General features: G+C 45.0%; 15 protein-coding genes. 7 read left to right on the forward strand and 8 right to left on the reverse strand.

What is annotated here, in order from left to right:
• Positions 1–24: 24 nt before the first annotated feature.
• On the reverse strand, positions 25–285 hold the full coding sequence (gene rpsT / locus Q7A_RS02750; RefSeq protein WP_014705805.1) for a 30S ribosomal protein S20: 261 nt from the start codon (positions 283–285) through the stop codon (positions 25–27).
• 107 nt (positions 286–392) lie between these two features.
• On the opposite strand from rpsT, the gene Q7A_RS02755 reads away from it, so the two are divergent.
• Complete coding sequence (locus tag Q7A_RS02755; protein ID WP_041354864.1) at positions 393–1,172, forward strand: exodeoxyribonuclease III; 780 nt, start codon at positions 393–395, stop codon at positions 1,170–1,172.
• 55 nt (positions 1,173–1,227) lie between these two features.
• The gene (locus Q7A_RS15105; protein ID WP_014705807.1) at positions 1,228–1,395 is read left to right on the forward strand and encodes a DUF6435 family protein; all 168 of its coding nucleotides are present in this window, start codon (positions 1,228–1,230) and stop codon (positions 1,393–1,395) included.
• Positions 1,396–2,234: 839 nt separating this feature from the next.
• On the opposite strand, the gene recQ is transcribed toward Q7A_RS15105, so the two are convergent.
• A complete protein-coding gene (recQ, locus tag Q7A_RS02760) occupies positions 2,235–4,361 on the reverse strand; it encodes a DNA helicase RecQ (RefSeq protein WP_014705808.1) in 2,127 nt (708 codons plus the stop codon).
• Positions 4,362–4,588: 227 nt separating this feature from the next.
• Between recQ and Q7A_RS02765 the strand changes: the two genes are divergently transcribed.
• On the forward strand, positions 4,589–4,945 hold the full coding sequence (locus Q7A_RS02765) for a hypothetical protein (RefSeq protein WP_014705809.1): 357 nt from the start codon (positions 4,589–4,591) through the stop codon (positions 4,943–4,945).
• 736 nt (positions 4,946–5,681) lie between these two features.
• Positions 5,682–6,029: a cupin domain-containing protein gene (locus Q7A_RS02775; protein WP_014705810.1), complete on the forward strand. Its 348-nt coding sequence runs from the start codon at positions 5,682–5,684 to the stop codon at positions 6,027–6,029.
• 101 nt (positions 6,030–6,130) lie between these two features.
• Here Q7A_RS02775 and Q7A_RS02780 read toward each other — a convergent pair whose 3' ends face one another.
• From Q7A_RS02780 to dinB, 5 genes are all read right to left on the reverse strand, one after another.
• Positions 6,131–6,391 carry a helix-turn-helix domain-containing protein gene (locus tag Q7A_RS02780; protein WP_014705811.1) on the reverse strand — a complete coding sequence of 87 codons (261 nt, stop codon included), beginning with the start codon at positions 6,389–6,391 and terminating at the stop codon, positions 6,131–6,133.
• Between the two features lies 1 nt (position 6,392).
• Complete coding sequence (locus tag Q7A_RS02785; RefSeq protein ID WP_202971548.1) at positions 6,393–6,647, reverse strand: type II toxin-antitoxin system mRNA interferase toxin, RelE/StbE family; 255 nt, start codon at positions 6,645–6,647, stop codon at positions 6,393–6,395.
• A 977-nt stretch (positions 6,648–7,624) separates the two neighbouring features.
• Positions 7,625–8,074, reverse strand: coding sequence for a hypothetical protein (locus tag Q7A_RS02790; protein ID WP_041354271.1), 450 nt, complete (start codon positions 8,072–8,074; stop codon positions 7,625–7,627).
• A gap of 285 nt (positions 8,075–8,359) precedes the next feature.
• The gene (locus tag Q7A_RS02795; RefSeq protein ID WP_041354273.1) at positions 8,360–8,635 is read right to left on the reverse strand and encodes a hypothetical protein; all 276 of its coding nucleotides are present in this window, start codon (positions 8,633–8,635) and stop codon (positions 8,360–8,362) included.
• Positions 8,636–8,711: 76 nt separating this feature from the next.
• Positions 8,712–9,800: a DNA polymerase IV gene (dinB, locus tag Q7A_RS02800; protein ID WP_014705815.1), complete on the reverse strand. Its 1,089-nt coding sequence runs from the start codon at positions 9,798–9,800 to the stop codon at positions 8,712–8,714.
• A 321-nt stretch (positions 9,801–10,121) separates the two neighbouring features.
• Between dinB and Q7A_RS02805 the strand changes: the two genes are divergently transcribed.
• From Q7A_RS02805 to Q7A_RS02815, 3 genes are all read left to right on the forward strand, one after another.
• Complete coding sequence (locus tag Q7A_RS02805; protein WP_041354866.1) at positions 10,122–11,660, forward strand: AmpG family muropeptide MFS transporter; 1,539 nt, start codon at positions 10,122–10,124, stop codon at positions 11,658–11,660.
• Between the two features lie 11 nt (positions 11,661–11,671).
• A complete protein-coding gene (locus Q7A_RS02810; protein WP_014705818.1) occupies positions 11,672–12,262 on the forward strand; it encodes a hypothetical protein in 591 nt (196 codons plus the stop codon).
• 86 nt (positions 12,263–12,348) lie between these two features.
• The gene (locus Q7A_RS02815) at positions 12,349–12,732 is read left to right on the forward strand and encodes a nuclear transport factor 2 family protein (RefSeq protein ID WP_014705819.1); all 384 of its coding nucleotides are present in this window, start codon (positions 12,349–12,351) and stop codon (positions 12,730–12,732) included.
• Between the two features lie 21 nt (positions 12,733–12,753).
• Here Q7A_RS02815 and ppnN read toward each other — a convergent pair whose 3' ends face one another.
• Positions 12,754–14,115 carry a nucleotide 5'-monophosphate nucleosidase PpnN gene (ppnN, locus tag Q7A_RS02820; protein WP_014705820.1) on the reverse strand — a complete coding sequence of 454 codons (1,362 nt, stop codon included), beginning with the start codon at positions 14,113–14,115 and terminating at the stop codon, positions 12,754–12,756.
• Between the last annotated feature and the right edge of the window lie 48 nt (positions 14,116–14,163).

Consider the following 14,163-nt stretch of genomic DNA (forward strand, 5'->3'; position numbering starts at 1 on the left):
TAGCTGATTCTATAGAACAGTCAATTACATTGCGCGGATAGCGTTGTTTAAACGGCTTTTGCCACGGGCAGCAGTGTTTTTGTGAATCAGGCCTTTACGAGCCATGCGATCCAGAACTGGCACTGCAGCTTGAAATGCAGCAACGGCTTGTTCTTTATCACCAACAGCAATCGCTTTTCTGAGTGCTTTTACTTTAGTACGCATCGCAGAACGCTGACTAGCGTTTAATTGACGGTGAGTTTCCGCCTGACGGGCGCGTTTTTTTGCTTGTGCTGAGTTTGCCAAAGTGTTTCTCCTAAGAATCAGCTATTTGTATATGAACCGGCCATTATCCTGATTTTGCTTCCATTTGTAAATGGTATGATGCTGTCTTTTTTAAGCACGAGTGAATGATGCGAATTATAACAGCGAATTTGAACGGGATCCGAGCCGCTGCGCGAAAAGGATTTTTTGACTGGTTAAAAAAACAAGATGCCGATGTGGTGTGTATTCAGGAAACAAAAGCGCAAGTACATCAGCTGGAAGACAAGATTTTCACTCCTGAAGGCTACCACTGCTATTACCACGACGCAGTCAAAAAAGGTTACAGCGGCGTAGCAATCTACAGCCGTCTTCAGCCAGATGAAGTTATTACCGGTATGGGTAATGCCGAATTTGATATTGAAGGCCGTTATATTGAAGCCAAATTCGGCAAACTCAGTGTGATCTCCTTGTATCTGCCATCAGGCACTTCTGGTGATGAACGCCAACAGGTTAAGTATCGCTGCATGGAGTTTTTTGAAAATAAAATGCTGGAAATGAAACAATCTGGTCGTGATTACATTATTTGCGGCGATTGGAATATTGCTCATAAAAATGAAGATATTCGTAACTGGAAAGGCAATCAGAAAAACTCCGGCTTTTTACCCGAAGAACGTGCCTGGCTGGACAAACTGTTTTATGAGATGAATTTTGTCGATGCTTTCCGCGAGTTACCACAGGCAGAGCATGAGTACACCTGGTGGTCTAACCGTGGTCAGGCCTGGGCCAATAACACCGGATGGCGCATTGACTACCATATTCTGAGCCCGAGCCTGAGAGGCAAAGTCAAAGCCACCGATATTTACCGCGATGAACGTTTCTCGGATCATGCGCCGTTGACCATTGATTATGATTACCAGCTAAATGATTAATGAACTTTCAGTGTTTGTTTCTCTCTGATTAGCACCTATCTGAGAGAAACAAACCATGTTTTCATTATTTAAGTCGGACCCTGCCAAAAAGTTAAAAAAGCAGCTTGCTCAAAAGCAGGAGCAAGCCATGCTCGCACAGCGCAGTGGTGATATACGGAAATTTGCTACGCTTACCGAGGAGTCTCAAGTGTTGGCTGATGAAATCAAGCGGCTTGAATCTTAATCCAGGGTAGGTTTTGGTTGAGGAACGAACCCCAACAATCAGAACCATCTCCGAATTCTATCGCTGCCGTTGGGCATTCACTTATTTTGCTTGCCCACAAATTCATCATGAATGAATTTGGATGCCGGAGGCACCCGTAGGGTGAGCGAGACGGACGTCGCGAATCAAAATAAACGAACCAAACAAAAAGAAAGTTTAGGATTCACATACATCGGTAACAGTTTAATTCAACTACATGGGTTACCCCGATCGCTCAATAACTTGTATTGTGACTTTCAACTTAGCAATTTCGGACTAAAGCCCGAGTTCATTTCTTTTGTTTGCCCAAAAGAAACGAACCAAAGAAAAGGGCAGCCCATGCTCGCCCTACGGGTACCCTGCGCTTCTCGATCTGGTCGGGCATGACGGAAACTCCCTTCGGTCAAACAACCGTCATGCTGATCCGACCAGCTCTGCGATGCTCGGCTTCGCATAAGGGCATTGAGGGAAGGCCCCAAAACTTGAGGATAACGGATCCCCCTTTTGTGCTGCCGGTAAAAATGGTTAACTCAGGATAAGAAATCGGAATGTTTGAGCGCAGCGAGTTTTTTCGATTTCCCTGAGATAACCATTTTTATCGGGGAGCCGCAGGCCAGCACAAGGGGTGCCTTTTCTTTTGGTTCGTTTTCTTTGGGCAAACAAAGAAAATGAACTCGTCCAATAGGGCGAAACCTTCAAAGCCAAACTTATTCAATTGTTAGGCTTCATTGAATTCAATCCCACCTACGGAAAACGTTGATAACGCCAAGTGGTAGCGTATGTGAAAACTCAGAATCTAAACAACTTTAGCATTGAAAATGCTAATAAATCGAAGCCCTGACACACCGAATCACCCCATAATCATAGGCTTCATCCAACGCTTCAAAAACGTTTTTTAAGCTATCAGCTTCATCGCCAAGTGACTCAATGGTCGAGATGATTTCATTAAATTCATTATCAGCCAGATCAAGCACTTTTTTAACATCCAGCAAACCAGCTTCAATACCATCTGACAGATGACTGTATATCGTGCTGACTTTCAACTCACGCTGTTTCGCTATTTGATCAGGGCTCAATCCCTGTTCATGCAACATCAACGTCTGATTCACCGTGTCACGTAAGCCATTATTTAATAATTCTGATAATGGAAACTGCTGAATAACCGTTAAAAACCGTTGACCGTAATGTTCCAGTTTCTGAGCGCCGACACCGGAAATACGTGCCATGGCTTGCATATCGTTAGGTCTGGTCTGACACATTTCCTGCAACGTTGAATCATGAAAGATCACAAAAGGCGGCACGCCATTTTGTTGGGCAATCTCGGTTCGTAACTGGCGTAACGCTTCCCATAGCTCCTGATCCTGAGGACGCACAGTAGATTGTTTTTTATCCTTTTTGCTCAGCGTTTGTTTGGCTTGCTGTTTGCGCAGCAGCAATTTTTGCTCACCGCGTAAAATCGCCCGGCATTTTTCTGTAAGGCGTAAAGCACCGTAGCGATTGATATCAATATCAAGATAGCCTGTGGCGATAAGCTGGCGGAATATACCGCGCCACTGGGTGGCGGTCAGATCTGAGCCAATGCCGAACGTACTGAGCTGATCATGCTGGTTAGTTTTAATGCGTTCATCATCGCTACCTACCAACACATCAATTAAATAATTCACCCCAAAGCGCTGGTCGGTGCGATACACACACGACAAGGCTTTTTGGGCAACTTCGGTGGCATCAAAATGCTCTGGCGGGTTCTGACAGTTATCACACTGGGCACAGGTTTCCGGTGACGTTTCATCAAAATAGGCGAGCAGGGCATGCCGCCGGCAACTGATGGATTCGCATAAACCCAACATGGCATCCAGCTTATGATGTTCAACACGTTTGATGATGTCAGGAGCATCAGAGTTCTGCATAAACTGACGCAGGGTGATGACATCCTGCAGTCCATAAGCCATCCAGGCATTAGCCGGTAGACCATCACGACCAGCGCGGCCAGTTTCCTGATAATAGGCTTCGATATTTTTTGGCAGATTTAAATGCGCGACAAAGCGCACATCAGGTTTATCTATCCCCATACCAAAAGCAATGGTAGCGACAATAATCACGCCCTCTTCGCGTAAAAACCGTTGCTGATGCTTAGCACGCATTTCTGATGATAAACCGGCGTGATAGGGCAAAGCGACCCGACCCTGATCGGTCAGCCATTCAGCAATTGCCTCGACCTTTTTACGCGACAGGCAATAAACAATCCCGGCATCATTGGCATGTTGGGTTTCAATAAACTGCCAAAGCTGCTGCTTGGCCTGATTGGCCTCGGCAATGGCATAAAAAATATTGCTTCGGTCAAAACTGTTCAGATACACATTGGCATCATGCAGATTGAGCTGCTCAATAATCTCAATGCGGGTACGTTTATCGGCGGTGGCGGTCAGGGCAACACGCGGAATATCCGGAAAGCGTTCATGCAACATCCGCAACTGTTGATATTCCGGACGAAAATCATGGCCCCATTGGGATACACAATGCGCTTCATCAATGGCAAACAGTGAAACCTGAATCCGCAACAACATCGCCAGCGTGCGTTCGTTTAATAAACGCTCGGGTGCCACATACAGCAAATCTATCTGACCGGCTTCAAGCTGTGTCTCAACAGCATTGGCTTCAGCAGCGGATAAACTGGAATTGAGGAATGCCGCGTTCACGCCCAGTTGTTGCAACGCCATCACCTGATCCTGCATCAAGGCAATCAACGGTGAAACCACCACTCCTGTTCCCTGGCGAATCAGCGCTGGGAGTTGATAACACAATGATTTACCACCACCGGTCGGCATTAACACCAAGGCATCGCCACCGGCAATCACATGGTCAACGATAGTTTGCTGATTATGACGAAAAGCGCTGTAACCAAAAACGTTTTGTAACACTTCCAGCGCGGGTTGCCCGACATGCTGCATAAAAAATCAGTGATTAAAGGAAAGGAGCATTATGGCAAATCAAGCCTGATTATGCATAACGAGTTCAGAATATTACGAATATCAAGGGTTGGATGAGTTTCGTTATACCCCAACCATTGGGTGCTCGCATTTACGTAATATAACTTGTTGCCCCAAGCGTATACTCATTTTAACCATGGGCAGTAAATCGGATGTCATAGATATTTCCTCTTTTCGATAGAGACAACATGATGAAAAAGTTCATTACAATTATATATATAACGGCTTTAGCTGTTTTCTCGGTAAGCAGTTTTGCTGATGAAGGCCCGGGAAATGCCCAGGATAAGGGCAAAAAACAGCATGAACAGCACGACCAGAAGCATCACAACGATGATGAAAAACATCGTAATTACGAGCATGATTCGAAACACATGGACAAGCATCATGACAAGAAAATGGATAAAGAGCGCAAGGAGCTCGGAAAAGGCTCAGAACAAGGTCAGGAATCCAGAGAAGAACATAGCCAGAAATGGTCGAATTTTGAGGATGATGATAAGAGTGATGAAGCCCGTAGACCATGGTGGAAGTTTTGGGGGAATGATTGATTAAGCGCCACTCAGCTTACTATTGATTCCACCGCTGCAAGATAATGAACTAAGCAGCCATTCGCTCTAGCGAACGGCTGCTTTTTTGTGAGCTTCACGTGTTTAAACAAGACGCTGTTTATTGTTGTGCAAGTGTTTATAAATTATTTAAATGCGATAAGCTGATCGGTAAGTTGGGTTGAGTGCAATGAAACCTAACAATCGGCATGGTCATATTTAAACCGGTTTGATGTTTAATAAGATTGTTTCGACTAAATGCCGAGTCAGAGGAATGCGTGCCCATTCCCCTAACAACCCCAGGGCACCCTTTGTGTTGGCCTGCGGCTTCACTGCGTTGCGTTTTTTGTCAGGGAGACTCACCAAACTCGCTGCGCTCACAAATTTGTCTGGAACAAATTTGGACGCCGGAGGCGCCCGAAGGGTGAGTGGCATGGATGCCACGAATCAGACAGGTAAGTCTCTAATCCTGACAAAAAGCCGCTACTCGTCAACACAAAAAAAAGGGGGGTAGGCTGCATGAAATTAAGCCCAATAATTCATCGAAATTATTTAAAAACGCTGTCTTCACTTCACATGCTCGGCACAAACCTACGAGATCCCCCATGACCTAACAAGGGATGTGCACGATAAATTCGGTTTATCGTTAAAAGACAGGCAAAATAACGCATGCAAATCACCAGCGTCCATCCAAAAGCATTCTGCTGTTGGGGATAAATCTAAAATTTTAGGAAGGTAAATGAAAGAAATTACAGTTGATAGCAATCCCAGCGAAGCCATTTTAAAAAACTTGGGCGTTGCTCACTGGCCAACATGGGAAAAAGGCGTATCTGTCTTCCCATGGTCGTTTGTCACTACAGAAATCGCTTATATCGTTGAAGGTGAATGTGTCATGACGCCTAACGATGGTGGCCCGCCAACCACCTTTAAAGCGGGTGATTTAGTGGTTTTCCCGAATGGTTACAAAGGCACCTGGGAAGTTAAAAAAGCTTTGAAAAAGCAATTCAAACATAAAGACGGCAATTTTGTGAAATGTGCTCTCAGTCGTTTTAAAATATTAAAAAATAAATTAAAATCAAATGGTTAGGGTGTGGCGTGTTGCCGGTTAAATTGGGCTAAATGCAATGAAGCCCAACAATGTTAAGCCCTTCTTCCTTGATGGGAGAAGGCTGGGGCGAGGGTAATATTTTATGCAGCCGATTCGTGCTCAATATCCCAGCCCGGAAAAACCAAAACAGCAGGATGACACTGCAGCGCACGGGCCAGAACCTTTGCGCGCTCTACACCCAAACGTACTCGGTTATTTTCAATAGCCGAGATGGTTGATTGGGGGATGCCGGTGGCTGTTGCCAGTTCATTCTGGCTCATTTCCTGAAGTTCACGCAAAATCCGCACAGATTCGCCGACTGAAACCTCAATCCTTCTTTTTGCTTTACGATAATCGCTCATGTCATTTCCTCCCATAGTCATGAGGTGTTACTTTTTCGACTTCTACCAATACTTGGTCGTTCTGAACCTTGTAGATAACACGATATTGAATATTCAGCCGCGAGGATCTAAACCCCTGCCATTTTCCCAATAATGCTTCATCGTTAAAACCGCGGATTTGTTTCAATCCCTGCGGCCCTGAAATGGAAACAATATCTTTCCATTTTTCATAGCGTTTCTGTACTTCAGCAGGTGCTGCAGACAGATTCTTAGCCACGCGTTTATGCTCAAATATCTCCCACATACTAAAAATGGTATCTATATCATATATGGTATGTCAAATGCAGGTTGATGATTATGATGATGCTTACAGTGTGGGTAGCATGGGAAGGATAAAGAAAACGATCATAAAGTTGGTGTTGATAATTTCTGTTTCGACTTAATGTCGAGTCAGGGAATTGCGTGCCCAATTCCCTAACAACCCAAGGGCACTCCTTGTATTGGCCTGCAGCTTCACTGCGTTGCGGTTTTTGTCAGGGAGACTCACAAAACTCGCTGCGCTCACAAATTTGTCTGGAACAAATTTGGACGCCGGAGGCGCCCGGAGGGTGAGTGGCATGGATGCCACGAATCAATTTCCGTCATGCCCCATCATCCTTTAGGTTTGGGTTGAATGCAATGAAGCCCAACAATTCAAGAAGTTTGGGGAAATATTTCGCCCTATTGGGCGAGTTCATTTTCTTTGTTTGCCCAAAGAAAACGAACCAAAAGAAAAGGCACCCCTTGTGCTGGCCTGCGGCTCCCCGATAAAAATGGTTATCTCAGGAAATCGAAAAAACTCGCTGCGCTCAAACATTCCGATTTCTTATCCTGAGTTAACCATTTTTACCGGCAGCACAAAAGGGGATTTTATCGCCGACCTCAACGGCTTTCCCTAACGCCCTTATGCGAAGCCGAGCATCGCAGAGCTGGTCGGATCAGCATGACGGCTGTCTGACCGAAGGAAGTTTCCGTCATGCCCGACCAGATCGAGAAGCGCAGGGAACCCGCAGGGCGAGTATGGGCTGCCCTTTTGTTTGGTTCGTTTATTTTGATTCGCGACATCCCTGTCGCTTACCCTTCGGGTGCCTCTGGCATCCAAATTCATTCCTGATGAATTTGTGGGCATGCAAAATAAATGAACGCCCAGCGGCAGCGGCAACATCGGGAAAAGGATTCAAATTGTTAGGTTTCAACCTACGAGCTATTAGTTTTTTATTCGATTTTATGGACTTCCTGACCCAAGTACCAAATAGATGCGAAATTATGTGGGATTAGCTTGCAGGTTTGCTTGATCTGTTCCACGACCATCGAATCAGGAGTACCAAGATAATTTCGATAAATTAGTAGATGTACCGGACAGGACACAGCGTAAACTCTTGTTAGTTTTTTGGAGACAATTCCGTAAACTGGGTCTGAGGTACGAGTATATTCAGCATTCTTCGATTCCCACCTCTTTTTTACTATCATTAGGTTCTCGTCTGTAAGACCGCTCAGCTCGAAAGCAAGCGCTTCGTTATTATAAGTCCTACAAAGAATATCGGGCTCCTCCATTATGTGATTCCCATTTATTATGGAGTCTGCGATTATGTCGTAATGGGAGCGAGCAACGAACTCACGAAATACCTCTACCTCATGTTGTTTTTTCTCAGAGTCGTTACTCATCGCTATTTCCCAATAACTGGCAGCTAGAAAATGGCGTAGCGAAGTGTAAGTAGCTCAATGATAAGGGCGGGGAGATGATTGGCTGCTTGGACATTTTTACAATCTACTGAAGTTTTTTCCAAGTAAGAAAGAATCCGACAAGTTTTGAGAATCCTTTTTTTACTTCAGTATCTCGGGATATCTTGTTTTCATCACTTATTTTTGTTTCATTAATCTCGATGTCGCGCAATACTGCCTCAATAATAATACTATCGGAGGCCTCATTATGAGTTTTACCCCAGTAATCTAAGCATCCTTAAAACCACATTCGTAACCATCAAAAAAGCCAGTATAACTACTGTACCTAGTGCGCATAACTACAAAAGCTGACACAGCTGATATTAGGCCTAAATATTTAATATTTGAATAATTACCAGATGAGAAAAACTCAAAATACGCCCATACAGATAATCCAACGAAAAAGACAATTTCAAGAGCCTTATTATTAACAAGCCAATGTGAAGCTTCTGATTGCAAAAACCTCCATTTAGCAATACCCCATATTTTTTCATCTAATTTCATTGTTTTTCTCTTTTATACAGTCATGTTTTGTATAGAAAAAACATGTAATTTAAAATGAAAATAGCATATTTATCAGTTAAGATTTATGACTTAACATTAAATCCAACTGCGCCAGCCCCTTCTCAACAACCGGCAAATCAAACCCACTCAAACTCAACCCCACTAATCTAACCGGTTTGTGCCCAGCTTCAGTCCGAGCCAACAACTTCGGTAACCATTCCTGCAAATCAGCAAAGCCAATACTGTGATCAAGTGTCTGAGCACGGGTGACTTGCTGAAAGTCAGCGTATTTCACTTTAACGGTAACCGTTCTGCCTTGCATATTGTGTTTGCTAAGGCTGCCGAGTACTTGTTCGGCGACGTCGAGCAGGATGTTGTTTAGATCCGGTATGGAAAGAATGTCTTCGGCAAAAGTCGTTTCTTTTCCTAGTGATTTGCGGATGCGTTGACTACGGACCGGGCGGTCATCAATAGCCCGGGCGATGTTGTAATAATACTGACCAGATTTACCGAAGCGTTCGCTCAGTTCGGTTAAGGATTTCTGCCGTAAGTCATGGCCGGTATGGACGCCGAGGTTTTTCATTTTAATTTCAGTGGCGGGGCCGATGCCGTGAAATTTGCCAATGGGTAGTTTGTTTACAAATTCCTGGCCCTGTTCTGGGCGGATGAGATACAGGCCATCGGGTTTATCCATATCGGAGGCAATTTTGGCGAGAAATTTATTGTAGGAGACGCCGGCTGAAGCGGTGAGTCCAGTCTCGGCGAGAATTTCGCTTTTGATGGCTTTGGCGATTAATGTGGCCGAACCGTTGAACGACTCGGTATAAGTCACATCCAGATAGGCTTCGTCGAGTGACAGCGGTTCGACTTCCGAAGCATAGCGCCAGAAGATTTCGCGGATTTGGTTGGATACTTCTTTATAGGCATCAAAACGGGGACGGACAAAAATGGCTTCGGGGCATAATCGATAGGCCCGTGATGAAGCCATTGCAGAATGAATGCCAAATTTGCGCGCTTCATAGCTGCACGCGGCCACCACGCCACGACTGTCGGGTTGACCACCCACGATTAGTGGTTTGCCTTTCAGTTCGGGAAAGTCACGTTGTTCAACTGAGGCATAAAACGCGTCCATATCTACGTGAATGATTTTTCGTTGTTTTGCCATTGAAATATAGGGATGATTGAGTTCTCGCTATTTTCACACAATCAACTCACTGTTGTGGCAAGTGAGAGCTTTTATCTGAACGGGCATTTATTTCTGAGTGGATTGCCACAAGCGACGATGTTACTTTAGGGGTGATTTATTTTTTTATAATCCAACCATTGATACGATTGAAAAAAACGCCACAGCGAGTTGTTCGTCATTCATTTAGAATAGCTAATAATTTTTTCCCGCGCTTTGCGTGACGATTTTTCAATTCACAACAGAAACGGTTATGAAAGAGAAACTGGCCCTAACCGATTTAACCTCATCAGTGAGCTCAATTTGATTGCAAGCATCCGTTCCTGGCAGGAAAGTCTGCGGGCTTTTTTAACCCCACAAGTCGTCACCATGCTGTTTCTGGGTATTGCGGCAGGGTTGCCGTTATTACTGATTTTTTCCTCACTCAGCCTATGGTTACGTGAAGCTGGCGTTGATCGCAGCGCAGTCACATATTTCAGTTGGGCGGCGCTGGGTTATTCCTTCAAGTTTGTCTGGGCCCCGCTGCTGGATATTCTGCCGTTACCGATTTTGCATCGGCTGTTAGGTCGACGGCGTAGCTGGTTATTTTTATCGCAACTGATGATTATTACTTCAATCATATTGATGGCGATGGTCGATCCGGCAACGCATTCTCTGACTTTAATGGCTATCGCGGCGGTGTTACTGGGATTTTCAGCTGCAACGCAGGATGTGGTGATTGATGCCTATCGTATCGAATCTGCCGATACCCGTTTACAGGCATTAATGTCTGCCAGTTATATCGCCGGTTATCGAATTGGCATGTTACTGGCCGGAGCGGGCGCATTGATGCTGGCCAGTTATTTTGGTTCGGAAGTGGGCGAATATGATTATCGGGCGTGGCGTCAAAGTTATCTGATTATGGCGTCGCTGATGTTGATTGGCGTGGTCACCACGTTATTAAGCCCCGAGCCTGAAGTTAATAAAAAAATACACGATGATCGCAAACGTGATTATCTGGGTTTGATGCTGACTTTTTCTCTGTCGATCAGTGGTTTTATTGGCTGTTTTTATCTCACTGGTGACTGGGCGGTTCAAGCGCGGTTGCAAATGCTCAGCTGGGTAAATAATGGCCCATTGGCTGCCATCGGTGTTGAACTGGTGCGATTGGTACTGGCCACGATTGTGGCGGTGATTATTGCCAAAGTGTTGATATTAATGGGCTGGGTACAAAAGAACATTGTGCATCGCAGTTATGTTGAGCCTGTGCAGGACTTCTTCAAACGTTATGGACTGTCGATGGCGTTACTGCTGTTGTCATTGATAGGGCTGTATCGAATCTCCGACATTGTACTGGGCGTGATCGCCAATATCTTTTATCAGGATATGGGCTTTACCAAGCCCGAGATTGCTACGGTGGTAAAAACGTTTGGCTTGTTTATGACCATTGTTGGTGGTTTTCTTGGCGGCATCCTGGCATTACGTTTCGGGGTCATGCGGATCCTGTTTTTAGGGGCCGTTTTATCGGCACTGACCAATCTGTTGTTTATGCTGCTTGCTCAAATGGGCAATGATATCTGGATGCTGTATATCGTGATTTCTGCTGATAATCTGTCCGGCGGTATGGCCAGCGCCGCGTTTATTGCCTTTTTATCCAGCCTAACGAATATATCGTTTACCGCAGTGCAATATGCCATCTTCAGCTCACTGATGACCTTATTGCCAAAAATACTCGGTGGTTATTCCGGGACGATGGTCGAAAGTATGGGGTATGAGCAGTTCTTTTTGCTGACGGCATTAATGGGAATACCGGTGTTGCTTTTGGTATTCCTGGCTGCTAGACGTTTTCGAATTGATGGTTAGCTGATTATCGTATGTGGCGTTGGCTGTTTATTATCGGAGTAATTTTTTTCGGCTGGCGCCATTGTTCGACTGCTGAGATCAACTATGCTGCTCCTCACCAGGTTATAGATAACGCACCTCAACAATCCGAGGTGTCAGGCTTGCAGCCTATTCCTTTACAGGCCTATGCAATACAACCCGTGGCGGAATTTAAACTAAAAGCTAGAGTGTTATCACGCGAAGACTATTGGTTGGGACGTGAAGCCGATTTATCACCTACCGATTTGGTATTGGGCTGGGGCGAAATGGCCAATCCGCAAGTTGTCAAACAGATCAACATTCGCCAGTCTGGTCGGTGGTATTTCTGGCAAGTAGAGTCATTTCCAATACCGCGCCGGAGTATTGAAACCCAAAGTGCCAATATGCATTTGATTCCGGCGAATGATGAAGTCGCCAGAACGCTCAAACAGATCCGTCCGGGTCAATTAATTACGTTGCAAGGTTATTTGGTCAATGTGAGTGCCGATGATGGCTGGCGCTGGCGCAGCTCCTTAAGCCGCGAAGATACGGGTGCCAATGCTTGCGAATTGATTTATGTAAAGCAACTGAAACTTATTTTTTGAATGTTGTTTTACGCTAACCCAGCGGGAAATTTCCCCGAAAAGGTTATGTTATATTGAACGCTTCAATAAACAGCAAGGGGATCCCCATGTCAAACACCACCGCTACTTTAATGAGTGATCATGATGCCATCAGTAAGCTGATACAGCACTATATTGATGGTGCCGTTTCTGGACGTGGTGAACTCATGAAGCCAGCCTTTCACCAGGACGCCACTATTTATGGTTATGTTGGCCCGGATTTATTTGCTGGTCCTATTCAGGGACTGTATGACTGGAATGATGAAAATGGGCCGGCCAAAGACATGAAATCAAAAATTACACATATCGATGTGGTTGGTACGGCAGCCAGCGTCAGACTCGAATCAGATAACTGGACCGGTCATCGATTTACTGACTTTTTCAATTTGTTAAAAATTGATGGCAAATGGCAGGTGATGAATAAAGTTTTTCATCTGCATGATGAAGCCTAACAATTGTTACAAACTGCTGGATTAATCCAGCAGTTTGTAACACGGTTTGTAAGCATATTCGTCCTGTCCCAGTTTCATACGTTTTTCACGGACAAAAATACGTAACAAGTCATCGATGGCTTGCATTAAATCCGGATCGCCGTTGATGATGTAGGGACCATGTTTAGCCACTTCACGGATCCCAAAGGCTTTTACATTACCAGCAACGATGCCGGAAAATGCCGAACGTAAATTGCTGGCCAGCTCATGACGTGGCATATCTGGGTATAACCTTAATGACGCCATATTTTCATGAGTGGGGATAAATGGCTGTTGTAGCATCGGATCGATATGTAATTGCCAGTTATAGTAATAGGCATCCTGAGATTCGCGCCGAGCCTGGTGCACCTGATTAACGGAATCACGAATGATCTGACCTACTGTAGCTGGCTCGCCAATAATGATTTGATACAGTTCTGCCACAGCATCACCGAGGCAGCGGCGCAGGAATTTGTCCAGCGTCACAAAATAATTACGGCAGGATTCAGGACCAGCAAAGACTAGTGGAATACCCTGCTTGTTTTCTGGATGTAGCAATATACTTAGTAAATAGAAAATTTCCTCGACAGTTCCTACTCCACCGGGAAAAACAATAAAGCTATGACCCAGCCGGACAAAGGCCTCCAGCCGCTTTTCAATATCTGGCATGATTACCAGTTCATTGACAATTGCATTCGGTGATTCTGAGGCAATAATACCGGGTTCACTGATACCGATATAACGACCGTTTTTGAATTGTTGCTTGGCATGACCCACCGCCGCACCTTTCATCGGGCCTTTCATTGCACCAATACCACAGCCAGTAATGATATCGAGATTTCTCAAGCCCAGTTCATAGCCTACGTGTTTGGCGTAATCATATTCTTCCCGTGGAATCGAATGGCCACCCCAGCACACCACCAGATTTGGCGTCATATTGGGTTTAATGGCATCCGCATTACGCAGAATCATAAACACGCTATCGGTAATCTGTTCAGAGGTCGGTGAGGTTTGCCGGGCAAGAATTTTGAAATCGGTATAGATAATATCGCGCAGCGCTGATGACAAATGCTCCTGTATTCCGCGAATAATTTTGTCATCAACAAAAGACTGTGCAGGGGCATTTTTGATTTCCAACACGACCCCTCGGGATTGCGGGACCAGTTTGATATCGAAATCCGCATAGGTATGAAAGATCTGTTCTGCATCATCCTGATGACTGTCGGTATTTAAAATCGCCAAAGCGCAATCACGAAACAGACGATGCAAATCTTCGCTGGTATTGCTGATGCGTTGAATTTCTTCCTGGGACAGCAGATTTAAGGTTCTTAACGGGCGAATCGTAGTGTGTTGAATTTTGTTCATAGACTTCTATTGATAAAAATAGCAATCCGACATACTCCCACTGTTGGG

Source organism: Methylophaga nitratireducenticrescens, assembly GCF_000260985.4.
Classification (GTDB): domain Bacteria; phylum Pseudomonadota; class Gammaproteobacteria; order Nitrosococcales; family Methylophagaceae; genus Methylophaga; species Methylophaga nitratireducenticrescens.

What these genes read in the sequence shown, in the direction of transcription:
- Q7A_RS02755 (WP_041354864.1), top strand. Translation starts at nt 393, where the DNA reads ATGCGAATTATAACAGCGAATTTGAACGGGATCCGAGCCGCTGCGCGA.
- Q7A_RS02815 (WP_014705819.1), top strand. Translation starts at nt 12,349, where the DNA reads ATGTCAAACACCACCGCTACTTTAATGAGTGATCATGATGCCATCAGT.
- Q7A_RS15105 (WP_014705807.1), top strand. Translation starts at nt 1,228, where the DNA reads ATGTTTTCATTATTTAAGTCGGACCCTGCCAAAAAGTTAAAAAAGCAG.
- Q7A_RS02780 (WP_014705811.1), bottom strand. Translation starts at nt 6,391, where the DNA reads ATGAGCGATTATCGTAAAGCAAAAAGAAGGATTGAGGTTTCAGTCGGC.
- Q7A_RS02775 (WP_014705810.1), top strand. Translation starts at nt 5,682, where the DNA reads ATGAAAGAAATTACAGTTGATAGCAATCCCAGCGAAGCCATTTTAAAA.
- Q7A_RS02790 (WP_041354271.1), bottom strand. Translation starts at nt 8,074, where the DNA reads ATGAGTAACGACTCTGAGAAAAAACAACATGAGGTAGAGGTATTTCGT.
- Q7A_RS02795 (WP_041354273.1), bottom strand. Translation starts at nt 8,635, where the DNA reads ATGAAATTAGATGAAAAAATATGGGGTATTGCTAAATGGAGGTTTTTG.
- dinB (WP_014705815.1), bottom strand. Translation starts at nt 9,800, where the DNA reads ATGGCAAAACAACGAAAAATCATTCACGTAGATATGGACGCGTTTTAT.
- recQ (WP_014705808.1), bottom strand. Translation starts at nt 4,361, where the DNA reads ATGCAGCATGTCGGGCAACCCGCGCTGGAAGTGTTACAAAACGTTTTT.
- ppnN (WP_014705820.1), bottom strand. Translation starts at nt 14,115, where the DNA reads ATGAACAAAATTCAACACACTACGATTCGCCCGTTAAGAACCTTAAAT.
- Q7A_RS02810 (WP_014705818.1), top strand. Translation starts at nt 11,672, where the DNA reads ATGTGGCGTTGGCTGTTTATTATCGGAGTAATTTTTTTCGGCTGGCGC.
- Q7A_RS02765 (WP_014705809.1), top strand. Translation starts at nt 4,589, where the DNA reads ATGATGAAAAAGTTCATTACAATTATATATATAACGGCTTTAGCTGTT.